Source organism: Sphingobium sp. V4 (assembly GCF_029590555.1).
Classification (GTDB): Bacteria; Pseudomonadota; Alphaproteobacteria; order Sphingomonadales; family Sphingomonadaceae; genus Sphingobium.
This window is the reverse complement of sequence record NZ_CP081001.1, coordinates 2,795,837-2,819,539: the sequence shown is the minus strand read 5'-3', so window position 1 is coordinate 2,819,539 and position 23,703 is coordinate 2,795,837. Positions and strand designations below refer to the sequence as shown.

Sequence of the window (23,703 nt, the reverse complement as noted above, 5' to 3'; positions counted from 1 at the left end):
ATGGCAAAAAATGAACTTGGCGACCTGCGTCGCAGCGCCGCGGTCCAGACATTTGGTCCGGGAGCAATCATCGATTTTCGCGCGGGAGACGCACCGGTCTCGGGGGTTGCAGCCGGACTGGAGGAATGGGATCGCAATTTCCCGCCAGCCGGTATGCTTCATCCGCAGGCGATCCTCGAGGAGCGATTGCAGAAAAAGCTCGGTGTCAGGGGATTCAGGCTGCCACCGGTGCGGAACAGCGCAAATGATGCCGATGCGATGCGGTCGCTCGTCGCTGTCCGTTTCCCGGAATGGCTGCAGTGTCCGGGATGCAATCTCATCGCACCTGAAGGGCGCTGGGACGACGAGCCGGGCCGCGCGGGGCGGTGGTGTGCCTCGTGTACGCAGAAGGCCCCGGGCCGGCGCAGGATGTATGTGATTCCCGTCCGTTTCATCACCGCGTGCGAACGGGGACACATCGACGAGTTCCCTTGGCATGTCTGGGTGCAGCATGCCCCCGACTGCGCGCGCAGGCGAGGCTTTCTCAAGCTGACCGCCGAGAGCGCAGGACTCGCCGGCCTCGTCCTGAGCTGCCCCGAATGCAGCAAGAAGCGGTCAATGGACGGCATATTCGGCAAACCGCGCGCCGGTGGCAAGTCACATTTCCCCCCTTGCCGGGGGCGCCGGCCGTGGCTGGCCGACGGGACAGAGAATTGTGGTGGCGAGTCACGCGCCATGCAGCGCGGTGCCTCCAACCTGCACTTTCCGGTGATCGAGTCAGCACTCAGCATACCGCCGTGGTCGGACCGCTTGCAGGAAGCACTCGGCGTTCACTGGGACAACATCCGCAACACTCATCCAGAGGATCGAAGCGCATTCATCCGGATCCTTGCGCGGGGGGATCTTGCCCAGACACTTTCGGATCTGGGGCTTACGGCTGAACAGCTCGCAACCGAGGTGGACCTGCGTATTGCCGGCCATGAAGCAATAGAGACCTCGGACCTGCGGCTCGAGGAATATCGCCAGCTGACGGGCGGGACGAGAGCCGAGGGGCTGGATCATGAGTTCGAGATCCGGCCCTGCGTAGTGCCTGGCGATCTTGCTCCCTGGATCGGCAGGCTCGTCAGGGCAGTGCGGCTGCGCGAAGTTCGGGCGATGAAAGGCTTCACCCGGATCCAGCCGCCCGGTGATCCGGATGCCGGTGCCGTCGCGCCGCTTTCAAAGACGCGTCTCGACTGGCTCCCGGCTATCGAGGTTCGTGGCGAGGGGATCTTTCTCACGCTCGACGAGCACGCCCTCTCTGCGTGGGAGGAGCGACAGGACGTCGCAGAAAGGACAGCGCGCATCCACGACGCCTCCGTCGCGGCCCATCTCGACCGGTATGGACCTGACGCTCCACCGCCGCGCCCGGTGTCCGCGCGTTTCCTGCTTCTGCACGGCTTCGCCCACGCACTGATGCGGCAACTGACGCTGGACTGCGGATATGCCACGACAGCGTTGCGCGAAAGGCTTTACGCTTCCACGGGCGATCAGCCAATGGCCGGCCTGCTCATCTACACTGCGACAAGTGATGACGACGGGACGCTTGGCGGGCTGCAACGCCAGGGCGATCCCATCCGCATGGCCCGAACGGTCGTGTCGGCCATCCGCGCGCAGGCATGGTGCTCCTCGGATCCCCTTTGCATAGAGAACCTGCTTGCGCCGGATGACGGCCTGTCGCTTGCAGCCTGTCATGCCTGCCTGCTCGCACCCGAGACGGCTTGCGAGGAATTCAACCGCTTGCTCGATCGCGCGCTGCTTGTGGGCAAGCCTGACACACCGGAGACCGGTTTCTTCCATATGATGCTTCAGGGAGATTACATTTGAGCGGCGCAACGATGTGGCCGGCCAGGTTGCCGGGCGAAGTGACGGGCAGTCGATACCGCGATGCCGAGGTACGGGTATGGAAAGCCCTGCAGGCCCAGCTCGGCGCCGGCTGGGTGGTGTTTTACAGCCGTCCCTGGCTCGGCCTGACCAGCAGTGGTGGCGAGCGTGATGGCGAGTGCGATTTCGTTGTCGCGCACCCTGCGCACGGCGTGCTTGCGATCGAGGTAAAAGGCGGCGGGATCAGCTATGATCCGGCCGACGACAAGTGGTGGAGCCGTGACCGGGACAACATCCGCCATGCCATCAAGAATCCGGTAGAGCAGGCGCGCAGCGCCAAGCATGAACTGCTACGCAGGATGCAGGCCATGGGCGGATGGAACAGCCGCCGCTTTGTGCGTTTCCGGCACGGCGTGATCTTTCCCGACCTCGGACAGATTCCGGTCAATCTTGGCATGGACAAGCCGCGGGAGATATTCTGCTGCCGCCCGGGCCTGGCCAGCATAGCTGACTGGGTCGGTGAGCGGCTGTCCGGCGGCGATGAGGAGAGTGTTGGCGGCGACGGGATCAAGGTTCTTGAAAAGCTGCTCGCCGCGCCGTTCCAGCTCAAGGTTCCGCTTGCGACGCTGATCGACGATGACGAACAGGCTATCGCGGCGCTCACCCCCGGCCAGTTCCGGGTTCTGGGAATGATCTCGGCGTTGCCGCGTATCGCTGTTGGCGGCGGGGCCGGTACAGGCAAGACGATCGTGGCGTTCGAGGACGCGGCCCGCCTCGCCGGCTCAGGCAACAGGACGTTGTTGCTTTGCCTCGGGGAGCCGCTCGCAGACGCCCTCTCGACGCGGGCACCCGGCACCGGCGTCGAAGTTCTGTCCTTCGCCGCGCTTTGCCGGCAGATGGTCGCGGCGGCCGAGCTGCCCGCGCCTGACCGGCTGGATGACGATGTCGTTTCTGACGCGTGGATCGACGCACTCATGCGGGCTGCCGAGCTTCGTACAGATCTGCGGTTTGACGCGATAGTGGTCGATGAGGCGCAGGATTTTCCATCGCACTGGTGGGTTGCCATCGACGGGCTGCTCGCCTCTGAAAAGAGCTTCCTCCACGCCTTCTACGACACCAACCAGAGCATCTATGGCAGCGTGAGCTCCCAGCTCGCCTCATTCAACCTGCTCAACGTAGGCTTTGAGCACAATCTGCGTAACACACGGAAAATTCACCTGATTGCGTCCGGGCACTATCGCGGAATGAACATCTTTGCCGACGGACCCGAAGGCACAGACATCACAGTGCTGCCGTGCGGCGAGCAGGAGATCGCCGCGATCGCGGCGGGTGAGGCGCGGAAGCTGGTTCTTCATGAGAATGTGAGCTCCGGTGACATCGCTATCCTTGCTCCGACTACGGCGCTTGCGGCGTCAATCCGGCAGGCGCTCGACCGGAGCGGCACCTACGTTTCTGTTGTTGATACAATTCTGCGCTTCAAGGGGCTGGAGCGTCCGGTGGTGATCGTCGCGGCGTCCAGGGAAATAGCGGACGAGGTCGAGCTTGCCTATGTTGCCGTGTCGCGTGCGAGAACGCATCTGGTTCTCGTTGGCCAGGAGCGGATTCTTGACTGGCTGAGGTCGCCGCCAATGTCCGGCAGCGACGCGGCAGGACCCGCTCCTGCCGATTAACCTGCTAGCGGGGCAACGATGTAATGGCAGCCGTTGGCCTCAGCGCGATATATGACAAGCTCAGCAACAATCATCCGGTAGTGAGGTGCTGCCGGCCTTGGCGCAATTACGACGGAAGCCGGCAAACCCTGATTATGATCACACTTCAGGACAGAGAAACCATTTCGTGCCCTTCATAAAGTTGCGTCAGATCAGAATGGGCAACTCGAAACTGGCTCCGCCGCTTTATGTCCGGCTTTGCTGACGAAGCCTTTTCGATTTTAACAGCAGGATCGTAATATACTGTCCCCTCTGCGAAGGCTCTGATAAACCGCAGGAAATCGGTCTGTTCGCAAAGGAGCACCTGCGCGCCATAACTATATTCTGGCGGCGGAGTGCGGGACAGGGAAGGAACATAGGCCGCCTGCGCATGCTTCCGGTTCCAGTGCGCCATCAGGCCCTTGAACGACCAGGAGGCGGCAACCTTGTCGGCCGCATCGATCAGTGCCAAGCCGCCGCCAATGTCAGCTATCTTGCCACTGGCTGCATCATATCCTGTAAGGGTCATTCGCAAGCCGGTCAGATGGTGGTGATCACGGGTGCAATCGTAACGGCCACCAAAATTGAAGCGATCTTCCTTGCCGCTCTGATCCGCATAACCGAACCGCTTCAGAAATTCTGCTACTCCCTCGGTCTTGTAGATGCCGCCGGTCGGCTCCGGCGTCATGAGCGTGACCGGCGATTTTGGTCTGAACGCCGTGAAATTATTCACGCCATATTGCTTCACCTCCCAGCCCATGAAATCGGGCTCCGCATAGCCGTTAGGCGTAATGCCAAGCTCAGCTTCAAGGGTATAGCCACCCCCGTTGCGGGCGGCATAGGGCATCTTCGTGCCGTCCTTCGCCAGCTTCTGGGACATGATCCAGTTCAGCTGATAAATGCGACGTAATTCGTCGAGCAGGATCGTCTTCGGATCGGCAGGCTGGTCCAGACTGAGCGGCAGCTCGATGAAGACGCCCAGCATCGGCCAGGCGGCTGCCACCAGCTCTTTCGTGATCGGGTTATCGGCGTCGGTCACGTACCCCAGCACGATGCCCTCCCGGGTCATGCCAAAGAACATGGCCCGCCCCTCGTCACGGACCGTGAGGAGCTTTGAAGGAGCTGCCTTACAGCCCTTCAAAAAGCCGGACATCCGCACTTCGGGATATTTGGGATAGAGGATCAGGTTGGCGTCGGGCGCACGGTGCCTGCCCTCCTCATTGACCCAGTAAAATTCGACATCGGCCTTGGCACGGTCACGAACGCTGCCAGCCTTTTCGGCGGCGTCGGTGTAAACCTCGCCATGAGGGATGACGTTCAGCGCCGCAAAGCCGTCACCGAGATAGACCTGATTCTTCGAATTATCGTTGGGCGACAGCCGCTTTGCATAGATGCGATAGGCACCGTGATGGCGCATCAGATCCAGCAATTGCCCCAGTGATGCGACCACTTACCCGCCCCTGACAGTGATGACTTTCTCATCCGACCTTATCCACGCGATAAGGCGCTGCATAGCCTCGGGAAAGTCGGGTCTGGTCCGCCCCTTCAGCGCACATTCCCAGACCGTGCCGACACGCCAGCATGCATCGAGCAGCGCCCGGGTTGCGCGCTCATCATTCTCCACATTGCGCCCGATCTTCGTGCGCCAGAAATCCTCCCGCGTGGACGGCCATCTGAACAGGTGGCAATCATGGTGGTGCCAGAAGCAGCCGTTCACGAAAACAACGGCCCGCCAACGTGGAAAAACGAGATCCGGTTTGCCCGGCAAGTCCCTGACGTGAAGGCGGTAGCGCAGGCCCGCCGCATGCAGGGCAGCGCGGACCTGCATTTCAGGCTTTGTATGGCTGCCTTTGATAGCAGCCATATTGCGACTGCGGGTCGCCGGGTCGTGAACGTCCGCCAAGTGTCAGGCAGCTTCGCGCCGCTGCCCTGCCTCGACCAGCGTCTGGATATGGGGCTGCATGATCCGGGCAACTTCATGGAAGACCGGAACAGCGACCGAATTACCGAACTGCTTATAGGCCTGCGTATCGGATACCGGGATACGGAAGTCGTCTCCGTAACCCATCAGGCGAGCGCATTCGCGCGGCGTCAGGCGGCGCGGATTCTTCTTCTTGCCCTGACTGATCAGGATCTCCGATCCGTCCTTATAATAGCGGGCCGAGAGGGTGCGAGCGACATCGTCCGGTGTCACGAGGCCAAAGCCGAAGCCATTGCCTGCCGCCTTATGTTTGTCGGCATAGCCCTGAAGATATTGCCAGAGCTTGTCGGTGAGCGTGTATTTCCCGTTTACGATGGCGTCCGGCCCGAGAGTGTAGGCGCCTTCCGCTTTCTCGGTCCCGTCACCGGGATGCAGAATGTCCTTGAGCTTCACTGAACCCTTCTCTGGCAGGTCCAGATCGTCCCAGCTAAACGGCACGTCGTCACGGAAGCCGACGATGACAATGCGCTCCCGGTGCTGGGGCACGAAATGCTTCGCGTCGATCACCTTATGCCAGACCTTGTAGCCCAGTTCCTCGGTCAGCGTTTTGAGGATCACCTGGAAGGTCCGGCCTTTGTCATGGCTGGTCAGGTTTTTCACATTCTCCAGCATGAAAGCGGCGGGCCGCTTATCCCTCAGAACGCGGGCGACATCGAAGAACAATGTGCCCTGCGTCTCATCCAGAAAGCCGTGCTTGCGACCGAGCGAATTCTTCTTCGAGACACCGGCGATCGAGAAGGGCTGACAGGGGAAGCCGGCCAGCAGCACATCATGGTCGGGAATCTCATGGGTTTTGATCGTGGTGATATCGCCATGCAGCGTGTGATTGTCGCGGAAATTGGCCGCATAGGTCTGCTGGGAATATTTATTCCATTCCGATGTGAACACGCAGTGCCCGCCAATGGCATCAAATCCCTTCCGGATGCCTCCAATGCCCGCAAAAAGATCGATGAAGTTGAAGCGACTTTCGCCGAACCCGGTTGCCGATCCGCCGGCTATATTTTGCAGCATCTTCAACGCGGCGCGCCGGGGGGTGCCGTCGCCTCGCTCCCACCGATAAAGCTGACGGGGACTATAGCCCAGACGGTTCGCCAGCTCCTCGATGGAAATGCCTGCCTGCGCACGGAGCGTTGCGAATTCGTTCTGCATGATACCTCTGGGACGATTTGCGACATAGTGTCGCCATTCGACCCAGATTGCAAGGTGCCGGCCGGAACAAATGTTCCTTATATGTTCATTTCCCAACTATCAGCTTGTGCGCTCTTCGGGAAGCCCGGCTGCGACGACCCCATAGAACTATTCGCACTTTCCGCCAGACGTATCATTCCGGTCTGGAAGGATTTCCCGGGGAATGCCCGGTATCATGAGATTACCGGCCCCGATCGTCCGCGCCCGAACTGCCAGCTGATCCCGTCCGCCCGCATGATGCCGGATGCTGCTTTGCCCATGTTGCGCTCGAGCACATCGCGCCAGGGCACAAGGGTAAAATCCCGTGACCGCTCGACCAGTGCATAGCTGCCGCCTTCAAGATCGACGCGGCGGGCTATCACGCCCTCGATCCGCTCGCCCATGCTGGCGGGCGCGAACGCCTTGTCGACCTCCTGCGCAAGCCGGTCGCCAGCCTGCACAAGTTCACGCTGGCGCAGCCTGTCCATCGCTCCTTCCCGAAGGCGAAGCGTGGCGCCGTCCGGGTCCGCCAGCTGCTGCTCCACCAGCCATTGCCGGCGCGCCGCCAAAGCAGTCCGGACCTCACGCCCGAAACCGGCATCGCGCACAGCGCTTCCCCCGCCTCCGTCCAGTTCCCGGTCGAGCCATGTCGGCGCCTCCTTCGCTACCAGCGCGGCGACGGGCGTGCGCGACATGATCGATACCGCCACGGGCCGGTCGCGCCGTTGCCGCGCGGCATATGTCCTGGCACGAGCAAGATGATCCTCGGGAATGGTCCAGCTCCCATCCTCTAATCGTTCAGGCCCCGTGCCCGCCCGCCGCATGGCTTCCAGCCGCCGGACATGGCTTGCCGCATAGGCTTCGCTGGACTGCGGGTCATGCGCCAGATGGGCGTCGATGGAATAGCGGCCGCCATTGGCCCTTGCGACCGCATCGACCGTGCGGTCGGCCTGCGTCACATCAAGTCTGCTCGGTTCGATCCGCACCGTCGCATTTTCCGGCACGGACGGGACCGCGTCGGCGCGGCCGATATCGAGATAATGGACCCGGCCATCGATGCCATCGACCATCATATAATGGCGGTCGCGATGCTCGTCGGAAAAGCCTCGCTGGATCACCCGTCCGACGATCGGTTGTCGAAGGTCATTTGACACGACCTGCTCGACACCGGCGCGATGGAGCCTGCGGGCGGTCAACTCACGCTGCATGAGGCGGATGATGTCGCGGCGCTCCCCCATCCGCCGGAGTGTTTCCTCCAGCCCCTCGGCGAGCCTGTAGCGTCCGCCACCGACATCGTCGGCCAGGCCCATCGCCTTGAGCTTGTGCAGACGGCCCGCCGCGACAGATTGCTGGAAGGGATCGTTGTTCGCCGGTGACACCGTTCGGTCGACGTCCATGCGGCGGACCAACCGGCGGTCGATCGCGGTCAGCCGTTCCTGGTCGACATCATGGCGCAGGCGCGCCTCGATCTCATGATCGGTACGAGGACCGAGGTCGAGCTTCACAAGCTCTGAGGCGCGCTCGCGAAGCCCATGCGAAATATACTCCCGCGCAATGACCAGATTGTCGCCCTGGTCATCGACCCCGCGCAGCACGATGTGGGTATGCGGACGCTCGGTGTTGAAGTGGTCGACCGCGACCCAGTCCAGCTTCGTGCCGAGGTCCTGCTCGACCTGGGTCATCAGCCGCCGGACATAGGGTTTGAAGTCGGGATACTCGGCGCCGTCCTCGGCGGAGACGATGAAGCGAAACTGATGGCGATCGCCGGCCGTGCGCTTGAGGAAATCACCGCCATCCGCACGGTCGGTTTCCGGGCCGTAAAGTTCGCCCGGCGAGCCCTCTCGGGTCACCCCATCGCGCTGGACGTAGCGCATGTGCGCACGGGCGGCCTGGCCGCCCTTGCCCTGCAGCCGGATCAGGCTGGCCTTCACAACAGCGCGGCGCCCACGAAAGCCCGCAAGCCGGTCGCGGCTCGACAGCAATCGCCCCACACTGGCGCCGCGCCCGATCCGACTGCCGTCGAACCGTCTCGAGCGGACTCCGGTCTTCGTGCCGGCAAGGCGTGCAGCGGCGCGGATGCGGCCGCCATATTTGACGACCTTCTTGCCGTCCTTGCCGCGCTGGCGGCCGAGCCTGGGGGTAAAATCGTCGTCAGACATAACAAAGTGCCTCAGTCTCGCGATTTCGGCAAAATAATGGCTGGTTTCCGCCATTTGCGCCCTGACAGTCTCGTGACAGCGATTGCCTGTCTCGTGAAAAAAGGATGTGCAGACAAAGGCTTGGAAAGTGTCGCGAGACACTGCCTTTATCTTGTTTCCCCTCCCTTCTCTCCCACTCACCCCCAAGGCTCAAAAAAAGGGGAGAGACGAGCGCCTTCTGACGCCGCCTCTCCCCGCGAATTGCGCTGCGATCAGTGCGCATGGAGCATCGCGTCCCTTGCCCTGACCCGTGACGTGAACTGGCGGCATCCCACCATCCCGTGGGCCTGGCCATCGCCATCCACGATCATGGTGGCACAGAACCATTTCCCGTCGAGCCGCCCGCAAATCGCGATCCGGTCGAGTTCGAATTCCTCGCCATCGGTGCGTTCGTAGGCGCCGATCCAGCGCTCCTCGATCCGAGCATCCCAGCAAAAGTCCGCTTCCTCAGCCTCCAGAAACCGGTGCGCCAAGGCTTCGCCAGCACCCCGACCGAATTCCAGTTCAAGGCCAGAAACCAGCGCTGCCATCAGGCGATCAACGGCATTCGCCGACGCCGTTCCGATGCTTTGATACATGCCCATTAAAACCTCCACGCTTCGCGTTCCCATCATCGAGAACGGCGTTCGAAGGACGGCTGGCGGAGCGGCTGTCAGGGCCGCGGAGCGAAGCGCAGCGCCGCGAAGCGGACGTGGGGGGCACCGATTTTCGAAGAAAATTGGGGGGCACCCGCGAGCCTTGATAGCCGCTCCGCCAGCCGTCATACTGGGTCTATCGAGACGAGCTTCCTTCCTCTCGTTGGCACACGACCTCACGTCATCGCCCCTGCGACAGCGCAACAAAGAGTGACCCCTGGGCCGACGCATCAGGGCTATCGACGAGCGGCGATGCTAGTACTCTTCGTACAGCAAAAAGCCTCTCCACTGGCCGCGCTGCTGCCGAGGCCTGATCACTCCCTTTTGCTTCCGGCGCGACACTGGCGAGATAGCCGATGGTCTCGCGCGGCAGTCTTGTGCGACCGGCAAGATAGTCGGCATAGCGCCCCGGTCCGGCATTGTAGGCCGCGAAAAGACCAGGATAGCCGAAGCGATCGTACATCAGGCGAAGGTAGAATGTGCCCGCGAGGATGTTATCGCGCGGGTCATCCGGATCGGCGCCAAGGCCAAGTCTGGCGCGCATGTCCGACCAGGTCGCAGGCATGACCTGCATGAGCCCGATCGCGCCCGCCGACGACCGGATCGGCCTTCCGCCCTGGGAAGTGCGGCCCCGGCTTTCGGCTTGCATGACGCGCTCGATCCAGGCCGCCGGGATGCCGAAACGCAGCGACGCTTCACGGATGTACGGCCGCCATGTCGCAACCGTTGATCCAGCTTGCTGTGCCGATGGCTGGCTCGCTGCCGGGACCGGCGCGGCGAACGCCAGGAGGGCCACGGCCCATCTCAGCGGCGCCACAGCAACCGTGCCTTCCCGATGAGATCGGTGCCTTCGGTCACTCCGAAATAGCGGCCGTCGAACGAGTCCGGACTGTCCATTAGCAGCAACAGTTGCCGCCCCCGCAGCATGCGACAGCCGTGCCACGTGGGCATGGCTCGCCCTACGCCATCGGCCAGCCGTCGCCTCGCCGCCGGCCGGCCATTGACGAAGACCTTGTCGCCAAGCGCACAGATTTCATCGCCCGCTTGGGCTACAACGCGCTTAACGAGCGGAACATTGGCAGGGAGATAACGCCGGGCGGCTGCGAGCGCCCGGACAGGTTCGGGCAAGCGTGCCACCACCATGTCGCCGGGAGCCACGGTCGCATGCGGATTGATCCAGTAGAGCCCGACCGGGGCACTGGCGCTGGCGTTCCAGACGAGGCGCGGCGATGGTACAAGCATGGCCGAGCCGAGCACCAGACCCGCGCCCAGGCCGACGAGGAAGAAGCGCCAGCGGCGGCGGCGCTGCTGAGCCTTGCGCAGCCGAAGCGCCTCGCCCCAGGCGAACAGCGGTGCATCCTGCAGCCCATTGCGACGGCCGGTCACTTGGAGAGTCCCCGCGCGCTATGGTCACGCGACCAGGCATCGAGATCGTCGATATGATATTGGACGTAGCGGGAATGGCGGCGGAACACCGGCCCCGTGCCGAGGCGTCGCATGCGCCGCAGCAGCAGCCCGGAAATCTTGAGATAGGCCGCCGCCTGCTCGGTATTCAGGAAGGGCGAGCCGCGCTTGGCGCGGGTCGCCCGGGCGATCTGGTCGTCGTCGTCCATGATGAGCCATCCTTCCGCTAGAGCGACCCGAAACTATGGGGTCGCGATATCGAGGATGGCGGGCGGGATACCGGCCCGGGAGTGTCGGAACCGGCAACGGCGTTTTCGACACAGCGTGAACGCCCCCCGCGCCGGGTTCGGCGCGGGGGGCGTGGACTTCAGCGGGACCAGATCAGCTTGTGCTCACCATTGTCGCCCTGGGTCATCGTCGCGTAAATCGGCGCGGGAAGCGAGGGGTCGTCGAGCTTGAGGCTGAGGTATTCGGCGCCGGTCTCGCGGGCGGCCTTGGTCCAGCCAGCCCCGAACTCGACGCCGCCGGCACTGACGCGATGGTCCGGGGCCTTGTCGTGCTCGCGCCCGACCGGCCGGATGGTGGCCTTGACGCGAAGCGTGAGGGTGCGGATTTCCCCGTTGTAGATGCCGTCCTCGTTGCGGGTGAAGCTGCCGATCTGTGCCATGATAAGTCTCCTTCTTTGCCCGAGTGCCGCCCGATGCGGCCTCGATGGCGGTCGATCGGGCGGCGTCGCGCCGCCGTGCACCGGGACGGCCGCAGCGCCAGCGAAGGACGGCGAAGCGCCTGTTTCTTGGTTGCGCGAGGAGCCCGTCAAGGCGGGGAAGAAACAGGCGCGAAGCCGTTGCACGGACAAGGCGCGCACGCCGCCAGACCAGCCTTCAAGAGAGGCCAGGGGCGGCACGGGTCATAGGAAAGTGGAGACTTTTGCTGGCATGATCAGGGTCCGAGCCACATGCAGGATGAATCCATCGGAGGAAGTCTCTCCATCGCTCCGCGTGCTGGCAGCCTTTCCACGCCCTAGCGCTCGACAAGCTCCCGGCGCAGCGCGGGGACCGTGGCGCAGGCGGGGCTGCCATCCCTGGCGGTGCCGCAAATGGTGGTGACGATGATTCCGCCCCGCTCTGCGCGAGCCAGCAGGGCCGGGTCGATATCATGGATGTCGACCTTCATCCGGCGGGACCAGGGTGAGGCATGATCACCCGCCGCCTGACCCACGCGGACATAGACGAAGCGGCGCAAGTGTCCCTCGGACCGAACCTGGTCGCCGAAGAATTTGGGACCGGGCCCGACGCGCACGTGGAAGTCGAAGGCGAGCGGCTCGCCATCGCCGGACCTTTGCGGATCAAGCGGGCCGCCGTCCCTGGATTGCAGGCTGTGGAGTACGTGCGCCACGGGCTGATCGATGACGATCCGCATCCTGATTTCGGTCGTGTCCGTGCGCTTCATCGACGCTCCCGCATTTCCCCACCCAAGTTCCGTGAGCAGTTTGCCTATCATAATGGGCCCTGCTTGTCTGTTCCAGCACCCATCCAGGCACGATAAAACCGCGCGGCCGAGCCCATAGGGCGAGGCCGCGCGGCGCAATTCTCCCAGCATGCCAAAGGCGGGCGGGATCGCTCCCGCCCACGCTAATTCACGCCGCCTGCGGCATCAGCCGATCCTCTTCTTTCTCCAGTTCCGCAGTGCCTCTGCCACTGGCCGTCTGCCGCGCAGCCATGACCTTGCCATGGGCGGCCACGGTGCCGACGCCGCCCCTTTCGGTGTAGGCGGAAGGCGGAAATTGCATCCAGCGGGGCACCCAGCGCTCGACCTTGTCCCTGCCTTCGGCGCCCTCGAGATGGTCGGCTATGATCCGCTTCAATGTCTTGCTCTTCTCCCCCGCATTGGCATGCGCGACCGTTTCGCCCGCCACTTCCGCCGTCATCCGGCCGAGCACTTCGCGGTCGCGTAGCAATGCGAAGAGCACTTCATCGGCCTGCCACCAATCGGCCATGGCAATCCCGATCTCCTCGCCGACCGCCTCGACCGCAGCCGAGCCAGCCGCCAATGTCTCGCCCATGAGGACCGCAACGACGCGCATCACCGCCTCGTCAGGCAGCGCGACAAGACGCAGGAACAGCCCTTCCACGCCATGGTCGTCGCCGCTTCCGCCGGTGACGGTCGGCTCTTCAGCGGCGAAGCCGATAGTATCGAGGACCAAGCGGCGTTCCGCGTCGAAGACCGCCTCGCCCCGGCATGTTTCGACGCTTTCGCGCACCTCGTCGTTGCGGGTCGCCTGCGGTTCGAGGCGTACGGTCCATAGAGGCGAGCCGACGATGGCGTGCGCGGCCATGAGACGCAGGGCGAGCGCGGGATGGCCGATGAGCGCGGCGCGCACAGCGGCATGGCGGTGCAGGTCCACATAGGTCTGGAGCGTGGACGTCAGTTCGGGCCGCTGCGCCTTGGGCGCGCAGGCGGCTTCGCCGCGCTCGATGCGGCGCGCCTCGGCACGCGTGACATAGCCTTCGTGAAACGTGACTTCGCCCGTGCCACGCACATCGATATAGACGCGCCCGCCCTTGCGCTTCGCGGCCTTTTCGAATTCCCATGACTGGAAGTGCTCGGCAGGCGGGACCACGACGACATCGCTCCAGCCTTGTTGGAGATAGGCGGCACGCGCCGTCTCGATCGCTGCGTTCTGCGCCGTCCAGAAGGCGTCGGGATCAGCGAAATAGCGGTCTTCGCCGAACAGGTCGGCGATGGTCGCGCCCCCGAAACCATCGATGTCGAAGAGGGCGAAGCGGGCCGGGATAGACTGGCCGCCAAAGAGCCATGCCTTCAGCTGGTGGCCGGTGGGGACATAGGCGTCGGCGTCGTCGAACAGGGCCAGCCATGCCTTTTGCTGGCTCTTGCTGGCCAGTGTCAGGTGCCGGACGGTAATGCGGTCGATCCGCTCGGCGCGATACAGTTCGCGGATGCGCGGCAGAAGGTTGCCGAGCGCGAGGACGCGCCGGATGGAAAGTTCGGGCAGGCCGAAGGTCATGGCGATCTCCTCGACCCCTCGCCCTTCCCGCACCAGCCGGGTGAAGCTCTCCCATTGGCGCACTTCCTCGGCGTCGAGCCGGGCCATGTTCTCGATCATCGAGGCTTCGATGGCGGCGGCATCGTCGCCATCCTCCATGATCGCGCAGGGCAAGAGCAGCGCCTCGGGATCGATGTCGCCGGCCTCCCGCCGTTCGTCGGCGACGATGCGGCTGGCATGGAAGCGGCGGCTTCCCGCGACGATGCCGAAACGGCCTTCCGCATCGGGCGGACGGACCAGCAGCGTCTGGATGACGCCGCGCGCGCGGATAGTCGGCAGGATGTCGGAGACGTCCGGCACCTTGCGGCCAAAGCGCATGTTGGTCTTGTCGACATAGAGCAGGTGGAGCGGGATATGGTCGAGTTTCATGAGTCATTTGCCTTTCGTCAAAAGGTGCCGGTCGCACTTCTTGCGATGTCCGTGACGTGACCGGCACTTAGGATGGCGGCATGACGCGCCGCCTCGCGTCATCCGCCGTCAGGACGGAAGAATGTCGGGGTCTGCGGGCCCGTCGGGCAAAGCCGGACCGTGTCGGCGGAGCATCGTGTGCGCCCAAAGGATCGAGCCGGAACGACGCGACCAAGTGGCCCAGACGGAGAGCGGATGAACCGTCTCGAAGGCGAGATCGCGCTCGATGGCCATGCCATAGGGCAGGCGGATGGCAGCGATTTCCGAGAGGCTGAATGTGCCCAATTCCGGGCAACCAAAGCCAAGATCGGCAAGGCCGAACAGCGTGTCGCCATCCTCGGCGAGTTCCGTCGCCAGCCATGTCGCAGCGCCCAGTGGGTTGAACAGCTTGAGGACGGGCAGGAAGTCCGGCTCGGCAAGGCCCCCGCGCATGGCGATGCCGTGGCGAATGGCATTCGCGCGCAGCGCCTCGCGCAGGTCGTCGGGAAGCAGGATCATGCTGCGATACTTTCATCGGCGCGGGCGCTTTCAGCTTCGCGATGGCGGGAAAGCAGCCAGTCGGCGGCCTTGGAGGCCGCGCTGGCGGTGCGGAAGATGGCACGACTGTCCTCGCGCAGGACATCGAGCCACGCGCCGACGTAATCCGCGTGACGAACGGTCGGGACGATGCCGAGTGCCGCGCACAGGAAGGCCGAGCCCATTTCCGCGACAAGTTCCTCGCGGGCATAGTCCTTGCTGCCGAAAGGATTGGTCATGTCCCGGTTCAGCCGCCTGGCGTGGCCAGTCGCGTGGCAAAGTTCGTGAAATGCCGTCCTGTGCCAGTTCACCGGATCGAAGAAGGCGGCCTGCGGCGGCACTGCGACGAAGTCGGCACCGGGCGCATAGAAGGCCTTGTCCCCGCCCACCCGAAACTCGACCCCCGAAGCCGCGATCACTTCCCGGGCAACGGGCACGATCTCGCTCTCGGCCAATGGCACCGGATCGCCGCCAAGGTCTGCGGGCAGCCCATCGCACTGGGCGACATTGAAGACGGTAAAGCGCTTGAGGAAGGGAATGGCGCGAGGCTCGTCGCCATTGCGCGTCGCCCGCTCGGCCTCGCCCTTGGGGGTGAAGCGGTCGGCATAGACCACGGTCACGCCTCGCGCACCCTTGCGCACGCATCCCCCAGCCTCGCGGGCTTGTCGGAAGGTCAGCCAGCCTTGCGATGACCAGCCGCTTTCGATGACGGCGCACCACAGGATCAGGATGTTGACGCCCGAATAGGGCCGGGCCGTCACCGCATTGCGCGGCAAGCCGGGCGCGGCGTTGCAGCCCAGCCCCTCGACGTGTCCCCAGGGCTGGACCCACGGGAAGCGCCCCGCCTCGAGTTCCGAAACGATCCGCGCGGTCACCTCGTCATAAAGGCTCGCGCGTTCGCCGTTCCTGTCCTTTCCGACCTCACAGGTAGCACTGCGGCTTGAAGATTTCGGCATGGCCTGTCCTTTCCGCCACCCTAAAAAGGCACAAAGCCTCCCCGCAAAGGCGGGGGTGGGCGGCGAAATGCGACCAAGAGGCCCGGCTCCAGCGGGCAAGGACACCGCAAGGGCGGAACGGATGTGGAGCACCCCGCAGGAGCGCAGCGAGCGGGGTTGTCCTTGGCCGCGACGGGCCTAGCCGGGAGCGCCGGCCACTCCCGCCACGCTGGGAGAGGCAAACAGGAAACGCCGCCGTGCGAACCGCGCGGCGACCATCATCCTGCGCAAGTGATCGTCACCGAAGGCCGAGACCCGCAAGGGGCTCGGGGGTGAGGGAACCGAGCCCTAGAGCGCGGTCGCGGCCATGCCGCGATGCGTCGCGCTTCCCTCTGCTATATTCCCTTCGTGAAGGCGATCAGTGCGGGCTGAAGACCCTTGCCGACGATCCAGCGAGCACGGCGCAAATGCCGTTCGAAGAGATCAAGCGACGTCAGGTCTTGATCGTCGAGACCCATGATCCCGTGCGCGCACACCTGCCATGAGAGGCCTGCATCTGCCGCGTCCATCAGGGACGCATATAGCGCGAGATTGCGAAGGTCGTATTGGCAGACCTCATCATCTTCGGACGGAACAGCCATGAGGTTCGTCATCATCATCTCGCGTTCGGCAAGGCCAGGCATAGCGTTTAGGAATTATCGTTCCTAGAACTTTCGTTCCGGCTATCGGATCGCTGGCGCATGGATTTGAAGCATGCCCTGGCGACCAACCTGCGTCGGCTTCGCCACAAGCGTGACCTGACCCAGGAAGATATAGCGGGCCTGACCGGCCTCAGTTCGCGCTACATCGGCTCGATCGAGCGAGCCCGCGTATCCGCCAGCGTCACCGTCCTGGGCAAAATCGCCGACGCGCTCCACGTCGATCCCTGCGCGCTCATCAGCGCCCCCGACAAAGACGGATGACCGCCGGCTGAGCCTACGGTCTTGGCAGACTCATGCTGTAAGCGGGTCGGTCAACGCTTTGATGGAGGACAAATTTCCGAGGCTCGCCGATTTAGCACGCTCCCAATGGCTGACCCTCTCGAAGATCAGGGAGTAATATATGCGCCGACGCTGCGCGGTGCCTTGCTTATCATCGGCTCATGTTCCAAAGTTTCGCGGCAAAGTCGGGCGCCCTAAGGGATTGATCACGTCCGTCAGGTCTCTAGGACGTCGGGGGGATTATTGGTGACCGAGATTATCGCGCTTGCGATTCATGACCTGAATCGTAACGACGCTGGCTATTCCGTCGTTTTGTCCGAGAATTTGCTTGATATAACTGACACGACGCTTCGCGTCATCTCTACGGTCTATGACCTCTATAACAGCCGGACATCCAAGTCCCACGGCCGGTTTACCGCCTCAGACGGGTCGCCGACCGAGGGACAGATCCGCACCTATGTCGAGTCCAAGGATAAGGACTTCCTCGACCTTACCGCCAGGATGATGGATAATCTGGCAAGGGAAGCGGGCAAGAAATCGGCTTCCGTCGGCGGGCACGTGTTTTTCGCTCACTTCCGCCGTGATGGTTCAGACTTCCTGCTCGTCACGGTGGTCACCGATAAGTTGAGCGCGGCCCTCACCAAAAATCATGGAATGGAGGACGTCGAGCATCTCGATCTCGATGGCTTCCGCTTCGCCGGCCGCATCAATTTGACCGCTTGGGCGGACGAGCAGGATCGCTACCTCAGCTTTCTGAAGGGCAAGGGTTCGATATCCGACTATTTTCGAGACTTCCTTGGCTGCGATTCGGCCGTTCTGGAGCGCAAGGATACGCAGAAGCTCGTGGAGGCGCTGAAGGAATTCACGGTTGCCGAGACGATGGTCGACACGGAGGCGACGGCGTTCCTGTCGGATGCCCTCGATTATCTGGGCAAGGCGAATAAAGCGAAGGAGCCTGTAGATTTCGAAGCCATGGCAAATAGGCTGATGCCGAAAGACCCGACCAGACTGTCGAAATTCCTGGCCCATACCGACCGCCAACTCAACGAGGGGTACGTTCCGAATGCGAGCGCCCTGAAAGCCCTTGTGAAAGTGACCGCCAAAACGAAGATGTGGTCGGTTGAATTCACGCGTGAGGCGATCGACCAGAGCATCGTCGTGTTCGACAAAGACAACAAATCTCTTACATTGAAGGAAGTGCCGATCGAGCTGATCAATCAGATGCGCGCCGAAGGAATGATCAGTGACTGACGTTACGTTTGCCGATCTCATCGAGATATACCGCGCTACGCGGTTCGACGATGAGACCGGCGACGTTCTGACGATCAAGAGTGAGCATATGGTGGCAGTTTTGACCGCCATCATGGAGATCGACGCCTACTACCACGACGCCCAGATTTCGGTCGAGAATGGCGATGAGCTGGTCGTTGGGTCAGATGTGCCGGTAACGATCGGCCGGCCCAACGTGGCGAAGATGGGCTTGTTGGTGCCCACCTTCGACGATCTCTTCAAGGCGCCGGGTGCCGTGCTCGCCGAACCCGAACGATACTACATCAAGAAGGAACATTACGCGTCCGGCGACAGCCCTGTCCCGCCGAAGCTGCTTGCGTACCGTGCTGTCCTGAACGTGCTCACCACCCTTCGGGAGAGCGCTTCGCTGGTTGATGAAACGATGCGCCAGCTCATCTTCATTGGTAAAGAGAAGGTCGTCGTGCCGATTCAATTCGGTTCGGCGGATCTCCGCGGTGACGTCGTCGGACAGGCTAATCGACTGGCGAAGCTGTTCGCGGACGAATTGCATTTGGATGAAAAGCGGACGATCCTTCAAACCACGCTTATCGAAATGGTGCGTTCGCTGCGCGAGAAGGACCGGTTTGGCTTCCTTATCCGCAATCTCGACCGCCTCGCCAATGAGGTAGAGAAGGGATACCGGCTCTTCACATCGAGCTTCTCCTATTCGAAGATTCGCAACGAGGTTGAAACCGCACGGCTGGATTTCGTCGGCAAAATCCACAAGACCATCGTCGATATTCAAGGTCAGCTGCTCGGTATCCCGGTGGCGACGATCGTTGTGGTGTCCCAGCTCAAGAAGGTCCCACCGTCATGCGGGCTCGAATTTTGGACGAATCTGGGTGTGCTTACAGGAGCAATCGTCTTCGCGGTGATGCTGGGGATAGCGGGGTTAAACCAATGGAAGACGCTTAACGTGATCGCGACAGAGGTGAAGAGGCAAAGCAACCGCCTCAGCGACGATTTCGCCTTGATCGCGGATCAATTCTCCGATGTGTTCGACGATCTCCATGCCCGCATCAGGTGGCACCGTGCCGCCCTGCTCGTCGTTGGCGGCGTCCTGTCGCTGGGCGTGATCATAACGGCAATTGCAGTTTGGAGGCTCCTGCCGGATAACCCGTGGCAATGCTTCTGATTGCATTGGCAAATGACTTGCCAACAGTGGTTTTCGCCGGAATCAAGATTCAATTGCCGAGGAACGCATCAGCAAATCTCGGGTGTACTGACCGACGAAGAGGTTTTGGTAGCCCGGATCAACTTCGGCGACAGGCACCGCAGTCACGCACCGATCGTAACGAAGCTTACCTCGCCAATCACGAACCGATCGTCGATCTCCTCGCGTCCTTGGGTGAGCGGGGTTGACTACCGGATCACCGTGCAAAATACGGGTTTGTGCGCCGATGTTATCCGTCTCCAGATCCTTGTACGCAGACGAACTGCTTTACGCTTAACGTCGGGCCGAGCGATTGAGGCTGTCAGGCTGGAAACTGGGCCACGAGCGGAGCGTCAACGCTACCCCGCGCCTTAGCCGCCTTCATCCTTTACCTTGCCAAGATCGCCAAGAAACGCAAGCAGCTGAGCATTGGTGAAGCCAGCCGGTGCAGACGCTGGATTGTTTTTTGCGCGCGAAGCGCGATCAACTAGAGCGAGCGCCTGTGCGAGTGCCTCGCCGTCGAGGGATTGCTCCAAGGACTGCTTGACGGCTCGGTTCGTGACTAGTCCTGAACCAATACAGCGGGCGGCGAAAATCAGATCGCGGTCTGCGCCGCGAGCCAGCTTGGCGGCGACGACATCAACAGGGCTTGGCGCGACTGCGGTGACCGTGCCGCCTGCATGATCGTCGATAGTCCGCGTGACAGCACGATCCTGCCAGTCGGGCGGCAGGATGGCCGTGGTCTCGTCAACACCGTCAATGAAGAAATTGTGCCCTTGGTGAAAGAAGGAGCCTTCTCCAAATAGGGCGGCGATTTCCTCTGACGCTTCGAACCCGACATGCTGGGCCTCCCATTCGGGAGCATTCCCCGGATAACAGTCAATCTCGACGCTCATGCGGAGTCTACTGTCGAGCCCTGTTTGACTGACGAGAAGTGCCTGACTCCCAATCACATAAACAGTATCGGTTTCGAAATGCGTGGCTACGCTGCGAATGGCGCGATCAAGGTCGTCTTGGCCAAGAGGTCGGACTTTGCTTGCCGCCATATTTGGCTCCTATCCTGCCTGTCAGTTACGCCTACCAGCGTGGAAAATGGACTATTCGAACGCAGTAAGCTGCCGAGCTCGCTATCTTGAAGCATCGCCTCGATAATGTCGTCGCGGTGCTTTCTGAGGAGCAGTTCCCACAATTTCTGACCCAGAGTGCCTCCGCCGTCCACAGCAGCCTCAATCGCAGCCTTGGCCCGGACGATAAGGCTCGGGTCCCGGCATATGGCTTCAGCATAAAGTTTGTGCGAGAGCCAGCGGGCATATTCCGCGATCGCGTGGCTGTCTGGCCGAGAGGGCTGCGCCGAGCGCGCTGAAATCTTCGACATGGCAACCTCCATTTCGTTCGAGCAGCGGGTGATCCATATTTGTTTAATCAAGAATACGAGATAAGTCACGTCAGCCATCAGCGTCACGATGCCATCGTTCACATTGATCGTTGCAAGTCTGTCTCTTAAACCTCGAGCGCAAGCGATCGTTACCGCAAGGCTGAGACCCGCAGGGGCTCGGGGGTGAGTGCAGCGAACCCTAGAGCGCGGTCGCGGCTATGCCGCGGTGCGCTAAGCACTTTCTTCAGTGCAGATGACTAAACGTCATTATAGCGGCATCCAAACCATCGGAGACAATCCAGCGCGCCCGTCTCAGGTGTGAAGCCCAGCAGGCTCTCGCGCCAGGGTCGTTCGGATTGAGGCCCATCAAAATTTCAGACATCTCTATCCACGTCTGTCCAGCAGCGTCGGCATCAAGGAGCGCAGCGTACAGAGCCAAGTGCATCTGATCGTATGGGACAGCGACAGGATCGTTCGGCGCTTCCGGCGATAAATTAGATGAGCTTGGCATACGGCCAACAAGTCCTTTGAGGGGCCTGTGGAGTATACTCCGTGGATCATCGCTCTACAATCGCGACGATGCCGACCCATGTCGAGCCGAGCGCATTTGGCGCGAAATCTGAGATTGCTTCGGGCTTCCTGCGGGTTGTCTCAAGAGGCCCTCGCTGATGCCGCAGGCATTGATCGAACCTACGTAAGTGCGTTGGAGCGCCAGAAGTACAGCGTCAGCATCGACAGGCTGGACCGGCTTGCAGCCTCCCTGGGCGTCAAGCCTTACACTCTTCTTATGGACGAATTGCCGGACACGGGTGCCGGCGAACAAGAGTAGGCCTGCCTCCACAAGCTCGCCGCCCCACCCGCCAGCAAACGACCGCCAGCCTCGATCAGCCGGCGCACCTGCGACTTGCGATGCTCGCCGTCGCCGGGCCAGTCGCCCGGCCCCAGCACAAGATTGGCGGTTTCCCGAAGGCTCGCGCCGTCCGTATTCGCGTCAAGAGCGAGCAGGGAAAGATGCTGGCGCATAAGCCGGCGAGGATCTGGCCTGACTCCGCCTCCGTTAAATAGCCGGTGAACGGCGGCAAGCTGATTCACCAGCCGACCGTCCGCCAATACCTCGAATTGCAGCAGCATGCGCGCCGCAGGAGCGGCAGTACCCTCGAGATCGATCCGGGCGATTTCCCCGGCGCAGGCGAAGGCAAGGTGCGTCGTGTCCGCGCCCACGACACATTGGCAATCCCGGCCCGCTATCTCGAGCCACAAAGGCGGCGACGGCGAGCCGGGCCGCACCGCCCGGGCGCGCAGGACGCACGGATCCAACCCCGCCGCCCAGATCGGCAGGACGCAGGCGCAATCCAGCGCCGGATTTTCAGCGAAAGTGAAGCCCCCAGGTAGCGGTAAAGTCCTGGGAGGCGGCCTTGCCGGGGCACGTGGCCCCGGCAAGGGCTTGGACCGCCAAGCGGTAGGCCGGATTGCGTCGCAACACTTCCCAGGCAAGGCCCGCACGCCCGCAGCGGGCCAGCGCATCAAGCCGGCCGAGAAGTGCGCGAGCAACCATCGCCGTCAGCCCATTTCGCCGAGCTGCGCCCTGACGAACAATTCCGCCGCCTCGGCCTGGTCGGGCCGCAAGGCATCGATCGCCGGCAGATGGCGGGGAACATCCTCGCCAAGCAGAATGGATGGACATTGGCCCTCGACGTTGCCGAGGTTGGGCCGATGCTGGGCATAGCCGACGAGTGCCGCGACATCAGACGGGAAGTTCCTGGCGACCGCAGGCGGGTAGACCAGCCATTGCAGCTCGAACGGCTTGAGCCAGCCAAGGCAATAGCTGACAACGATGCCGCGACGGGCCGCAGCGGAAGCATTGCCGCCCCCACCGTGGAGCGTCGAGCCCAGGAAGACCAGGGCGTCCCCGCGAGAGAGATGCGGCACCAGTGCGTCCTCCTCGGGCAGCACCGGGATGTCCTGGTCGAACTGGCTCCCGGTCCACAGCCGCGTGCCGCCATTTTCCCGGGTGAAAGTGGTGAGCGGCCACATGACGTTGACGAGATATTCGACACTGCCCTTTGGGCCCTGCCACATGTCCTGGTCGCGATGGGGAAGCTGCGGCAAGGCGCCGGGCATGATCTCGATCGCCTGGGTGAGATTGAGGGCGATGCGCTCGCACCAGGGGTGCAGCAGCGCCTCGACGACCTTGAGGATCGTGGGATGCATGACCAGCTTCTGGGCATGGATGGAGCGGCCTAGAAGCCCGCCAAAGCGACGTGTCCGCTCGCCATAAAATGGTCCCTGGCAAAGCGGCGTCGCGGCGAAACTGGGTGACAGGTCTCGCTCGAGATCGTCGAGCACCGCAGCCGACAGTGCTTTCTCGAGAACGCACCAGCCATCGCGGTCGAGCGTCGCAGCAAGACGATCGGCGTTCATGCCGCACCTGCCTTGCCGGCCTGGACATAAGTCTGGGTCCAGCACAAACGCCGGGGCGTCTCGGGCTCGATGTGGACGAGGAAGGCACCGACCGGACCGCCGGGCATGCGGACGACGGGGCCGAGCGGCTCCGCCTTCCACCCCATCGCCAACACATCCTTGCGGAAGCCTTCGGGAAGGACGCCGGTATAGCGATCGATCCCGCGCTCCAGGGCGACGTCGACCATGGCCGAGATGAGCTGGTTGCGCAGGTCCCGGCGCCGGGCAGCACCGTGGCGGCGCGGCAAGCACAGCCTGGTGCTTTCCCAGGTCCGTGCATCGGCAATGACGCCGAGCGGGCACAGGTTAGAAAAGATCGTACCCAGCATGTGGGGCCGCTCGGTCGGCAGGAGCCGCAGCGACGCCGCATGGGCGCCGGTCTCCTCGGCGATGATGATGTAGAGCGCCTTGGGCGTGTCGAACTGGTCGATTTCGAAGCGGCCGTCGATGACGGGCACGTCCCAGCCGAAAAAGTCGACGAAGAGCTGCTTGCGATCGGCGAACATGGACTGGACGAGATCGCGCCTTGGATGGGCGGGATGATTGGCGATGAGGTGGATCATGCGATGGGCTCCGCTTGGCAGGTTTGCAATGCCAAGGAAGCAGC

The 23,703-nt window shown here is 62.6% G+C and carries 26 protein-coding genes; 6 read left to right on the top strand and 20 right to left on the bottom strand.

Going from position 1 to position 23,703, the window contains the following annotated elements; all coding sequences use genetic code 11:
* Complete coding sequence (gene drmB, locus K3M67_RS14100) at positions 1-1,845, top strand: MrfA Zn-binding domain-containing protein (RefSeq protein WP_285831784.1); 1,845 nt, start codon at positions 1-3, stop codon at positions 1,843-1,845.
* Positions 1,842-3,512 (top strand): NERD domain-containing protein, encoded by a 1,671-nt coding sequence (locus tag K3M67_RS14095; protein ID WP_285831783.1) that lies wholly within the window; start codon positions 1,842-1,844, stop codon positions 3,510-3,512. Before drmB ends, K3M67_RS14095 begins: the two co-directional genes overlap by 4 nt.
* A 145-nt stretch (positions 3,513-3,657) precedes the next feature.
* Here the strand turns inward: K3M67_RS14095 and K3M67_RS14090 are convergent, their stop codons facing one another.
* From K3M67_RS14090 to K3M67_RS14025, 14 genes are all read right to left on the bottom strand, one after another.
* Positions 3,658-4,980 (bottom strand): MvaI/BcnI family restriction endonuclease, encoded by a 1,323-nt coding sequence (locus K3M67_RS14090; RefSeq protein ID WP_285831782.1) that lies wholly within the window; start codon positions 4,978-4,980, stop codon positions 3,658-3,660.
* Positions 4,981-5,433 carry a very short patch repair endonuclease gene (locus K3M67_RS14085; RefSeq protein WP_285831781.1) on the bottom strand — a complete coding sequence of 151 codons (453 nt, stop codon included), beginning with the start codon at positions 5,431-5,433 and terminating at the stop codon, positions 4,981-4,983.
* Positions 5,434-5,436: 3 nt separating this feature from the next.
* Positions 5,437-6,660: a DNA (cytosine-5-)-methyltransferase gene (dcm, locus tag K3M67_RS14080; RefSeq protein WP_285831780.1), complete on the bottom strand. Its 1,224-nt coding sequence runs from the start codon at positions 6,658-6,660 to the stop codon at positions 5,437-5,439.
* 212 nt (positions 6,661-6,872) lie between these two features.
* Positions 6,873-8,837 (bottom strand): relaxase/mobilization nuclease RlxS, encoded by a 1,965-nt coding sequence (gene rlxS / locus K3M67_RS14075; protein WP_285831779.1) that lies wholly within the window; start codon positions 8,835-8,837, stop codon positions 6,873-6,875.
* 251 nt (positions 8,838-9,088) lie between these two features.
* Positions 9,089-9,460 carry a hypothetical protein gene (locus K3M67_RS14070; RefSeq protein ID WP_285831778.1) on the bottom strand — a complete coding sequence of 124 codons (372 nt, stop codon included), beginning with the start codon at positions 9,458-9,460 and terminating at the stop codon, positions 9,089-9,091.
* A 232-nt stretch (positions 9,461-9,692) separates the two neighbouring features.
* The gene (locus K3M67_RS14065) at positions 9,693-10,328 is read right to left on the bottom strand and encodes a lytic transglycosylase domain-containing protein (protein ID WP_502958882.1); all 636 of its coding nucleotides are present in this window, start codon (positions 10,326-10,328) and stop codon (positions 9,693-9,695) included.
* Positions 10,316-10,897: a S26 family signal peptidase gene (locus K3M67_RS14060; protein WP_285831777.1), complete on the bottom strand. Its 582-nt coding sequence runs from the start codon at positions 10,895-10,897 to the stop codon at positions 10,316-10,318. Before K3M67_RS14060 ends, K3M67_RS14065 begins: the two co-directional genes overlap by 13 nt.
* On the bottom strand, positions 10,894-11,124 hold the full coding sequence (locus K3M67_RS14055) for a DNA-binding protein (RefSeq protein WP_285831776.1): 231 nt from the start codon (positions 11,122-11,124) through the stop codon (positions 10,894-10,896). Before K3M67_RS14055 ends, K3M67_RS14060 begins: the two co-directional genes overlap by 4 nt.
* 158 nt (positions 11,125-11,282) lie before the next feature.
* The gene (locus tag K3M67_RS14050; RefSeq protein WP_285831775.1) at positions 11,283-11,582 is read right to left on the bottom strand and encodes a DUF736 domain-containing protein; all 300 of its coding nucleotides are present in this window, start codon (positions 11,580-11,582) and stop codon (positions 11,283-11,285) included.
* A gap of 353 nt (positions 11,583-11,935) precedes the next feature.
* Positions 11,936-12,364 carry a DUF5990 family protein gene (locus K3M67_RS14045; RefSeq protein ID WP_285831774.1) on the bottom strand — a complete coding sequence of 143 codons (429 nt, stop codon included), beginning with the start codon at positions 12,362-12,364 and terminating at the stop codon, positions 11,936-11,938.
* 187 nt (positions 12,365-12,551) lie between these two features.
* Positions 12,552-14,348 carry a ParB/RepB/Spo0J family partition protein gene (locus K3M67_RS14040; protein ID WP_285831773.1) on the bottom strand — a complete coding sequence of 599 codons (1,797 nt, stop codon included), beginning with the start codon at positions 14,346-14,348 and terminating at the stop codon, positions 12,552-12,554.
* A gap of 108 nt (positions 14,349-14,456) precedes the next feature.
* Positions 14,457-14,885: a DUF2958 domain-containing protein gene (locus tag K3M67_RS14035; RefSeq protein WP_285831772.1), complete on the bottom strand. Its 429-nt coding sequence runs from the start codon at positions 14,883-14,885 to the stop codon at positions 14,457-14,459.
* Positions 14,882-15,859, bottom strand: a complete 978-nt coding sequence (locus tag K3M67_RS14030) for an ArdC family protein (RefSeq protein ID WP_285831771.1) — start codon at positions 15,857-15,859, stop codon at positions 14,882-14,884. Before K3M67_RS14030 ends, K3M67_RS14035 begins: the two co-directional genes overlap by 4 nt.
* 374 nt (positions 15,860-16,233) lie before the next feature.
* Complete coding sequence (locus K3M67_RS14025; protein WP_285831770.1) at positions 16,234-16,521, bottom strand: hypothetical protein; 288 nt, start codon at positions 16,519-16,521, stop codon at positions 16,234-16,236.
* A gap of 57 nt (positions 16,522-16,578) precedes the next feature.
* Here K3M67_RS14025 and K3M67_RS14020 point away from each other — a divergent pair, with 57 nt between their 5' ends.
* From K3M67_RS14020 to K3M67_RS14010, 3 genes are all read left to right on the top strand, one after another.
* On the top strand, positions 16,579-16,800 hold the full coding sequence (locus tag K3M67_RS14020; RefSeq protein WP_285831769.1) for a helix-turn-helix domain-containing protein: 222 nt from the start codon (positions 16,579-16,581) through the stop codon (positions 16,798-16,800).
* Between the two features lie 264 nt (positions 16,801-17,064).
* On the top strand, positions 17,065-18,069 hold the full coding sequence (locus tag K3M67_RS14015) for a nucleoid-associated protein (RefSeq protein WP_285831768.1): 1,005 nt from the start codon (positions 17,065-17,067) through the stop codon (positions 18,067-18,069).
* Complete coding sequence (locus K3M67_RS14010; protein ID WP_285831767.1) at positions 18,062-19,243, top strand: hypothetical protein; 1,182 nt, start codon at positions 18,062-18,064, stop codon at positions 19,241-19,243. The genes K3M67_RS14015 and K3M67_RS14010 overlap by 8 nt, the downstream gene beginning before the upstream one ends.
* Before the next feature lie 389 nt (positions 19,244-19,632).
* Here K3M67_RS14010 and K3M67_RS14005 read toward each other — a convergent pair whose 3' ends face one another.
* The gene (locus K3M67_RS14005) at positions 19,633-20,307 is read right to left on the bottom strand and encodes a DUF6036 family nucleotidyltransferase (RefSeq protein ID WP_285831766.1); all 675 of its coding nucleotides are present in this window, start codon (positions 20,305-20,307) and stop codon (positions 19,633-19,635) included.
* Positions 20,244-20,738, bottom strand: coding sequence for a hypothetical protein (locus K3M67_RS14000; RefSeq protein ID WP_285831765.1), 495 nt, complete (start codon positions 20,736-20,738; stop codon positions 20,244-20,246). The genes K3M67_RS14005 and K3M67_RS14000 overlap by 64 nt, the downstream gene beginning before the upstream one ends.
* A gap of 487 nt (positions 20,739-21,225) precedes the next feature.
* On the opposite strand from K3M67_RS14000, the gene K3M67_RS13995 reads away from it, so the two are divergent.
* Entirely contained in the window at positions 21,226-21,465 is a 240-nt protein-coding gene (locus tag K3M67_RS13995; protein ID WP_285831764.1) for a helix-turn-helix transcriptional regulator, read from the top strand.
* Here K3M67_RS13995 and K3M67_RS13990 read toward each other — a convergent pair.
* From K3M67_RS13990 to K3M67_RS13980, 4 genes are all read right to left on the bottom strand, one after another.
* Positions 21,411-21,857 carry a DNA -binding domain-containing protein gene (locus K3M67_RS13990; protein WP_285831763.1) on the bottom strand — a complete coding sequence of 149 codons (447 nt, stop codon included), beginning with the start codon at positions 21,855-21,857 and terminating at the stop codon, positions 21,411-21,413. The two genes, K3M67_RS13995 and K3M67_RS13990, sit on opposite strands and share 55 nt — an antisense overlap.
* 145 nt (positions 21,858-22,002) lie before the next feature.
* Positions 22,003-22,191, bottom strand: a complete 189-nt coding sequence (locus K3M67_RS21955) for a transcriptional regulator domain-containing protein (RefSeq protein WP_353051147.1) — start codon at positions 22,189-22,191, stop codon at positions 22,003-22,005.
* Positions 22,192-22,196: 5 nt separating this feature from the next.
* Positions 22,197-23,057 carry a phytanoyl-CoA dioxygenase family protein gene (locus K3M67_RS13985; protein ID WP_285831762.1) on the bottom strand — a complete coding sequence of 287 codons (861 nt, stop codon included), beginning with the start codon at positions 23,055-23,057 and terminating at the stop codon, positions 22,197-22,199.
* Entirely contained in the window at positions 23,054-23,659 is a 606-nt protein-coding gene (locus tag K3M67_RS13980) for an acyl-homoserine-lactone synthase (protein ID WP_285831761.1), read from the bottom strand. Before K3M67_RS13980 ends, K3M67_RS13985 begins: the two co-directional genes overlap by 4 nt.
* Between the last annotated feature and the right edge of the window lie 44 nt (positions 23,660-23,703).

What these genes read in the sequence shown, in the direction of transcription:
- drmB (WP_285831784.1), top strand. Translation starts at nt 1, where the DNA reads ATGGCAAAAAATGAACTTGGCGACCTGCGTCGCAGCGCCGCGGTCCAG.
- dcm (WP_285831780.1), bottom strand. Translation starts at nt 6,660, where the DNA reads ATGCAGAACGAATTCGCAACGCTCCGTGCGCAGGCAGGCATTTCCATC.
- rlxS (WP_285831779.1), bottom strand. Translation starts at nt 8,837, where the DNA reads ATGTCTGACGACGATTTTACCCCCAGGCTCGGCCGCCAGCGCGGCAAG.
- K3M67_RS14070 (WP_285831778.1), bottom strand. Translation starts at nt 9,460, where the DNA reads ATGGGCATGTATCAAAGCATCGGAACGGCGTCGGCGAATGCCGTTGAT.
- K3M67_RS14055 (WP_285831776.1), bottom strand. Translation starts at nt 11,124, where the DNA reads ATGGACGACGACGACCAGATCGCCCGGGCGACCCGCGCCAAGCGCGGC.
- K3M67_RS14050 (WP_285831775.1), bottom strand. Translation starts at nt 11,582, where the DNA reads ATGGCACAGATCGGCAGCTTCACCCGCAACGAGGACGGCATCTACAAC.
- K3M67_RS14045 (WP_285831774.1), bottom strand. Translation starts at nt 12,364, where the DNA reads ATGAAGCGCACGGACACGACCGAAATCAGGATGCGGATCGTCATCGAT.
- K3M67_RS14040 (WP_285831773.1), bottom strand. Translation starts at nt 14,348, where the DNA reads ATGAAACTCGACCATATCCCGCTCCACCTGCTCTATGTCGACAAGACC.
- K3M67_RS14035 (WP_285831772.1), bottom strand. Translation starts at nt 14,885, where the DNA reads ATGATCCTGCTTCCCGACGACCTGCGCGAGGCGCTGCGCGCGAATGCC.
- K3M67_RS14030 (WP_285831771.1), bottom strand. Translation starts at nt 15,859, where the DNA reads ATGCCGAAATCTTCAAGCCGCAGTGCTACCTGTGAGGTCGGAAAGGAC.
- K3M67_RS14025 (WP_285831770.1), bottom strand. Translation starts at nt 16,521, where the DNA reads ATGCCTGGCCTTGCCGAACGCGAGATGATGATGACGAACCTCATGGCT.
- K3M67_RS14020 (WP_285831769.1), top strand. Translation starts at nt 16,579, where the DNA reads ATGGATTTGAAGCATGCCCTGGCGACCAACCTGCGTCGGCTTCGCCAC.
- K3M67_RS14005 (WP_285831766.1), bottom strand. Translation starts at nt 20,307, where the DNA reads ATGGCGGCAAGCAAAGTCCGACCTCTTGGCCAAGACGACCTTGATCGC.
- K3M67_RS13995 (WP_285831764.1), top strand. Translation starts at nt 21,226, where the DNA reads ATGTCGAGCCGAGCGCATTTGGCGCGAAATCTGAGATTGCTTCGGGCT.
- K3M67_RS21955 (WP_353051147.1), bottom strand. Translation starts at nt 22,191, where the DNA reads ATGGTTGCTCGCGCACTTCTCGGCCGGCTTGATGCGCTGGCCCGCTGC.
- K3M67_RS13985 (WP_285831762.1), bottom strand. Translation starts at nt 23,057, where the DNA reads ATGAACGCCGATCGTCTTGCTGCGACGCTCGACCGCGATGGCTGGTGC.
- K3M67_RS13980 (WP_285831761.1), bottom strand. Translation starts at nt 23,659, where the DNA reads ATGATCCACCTCATCGCCAATCATCCCGCCCATCCAAGGCGCGATCTC.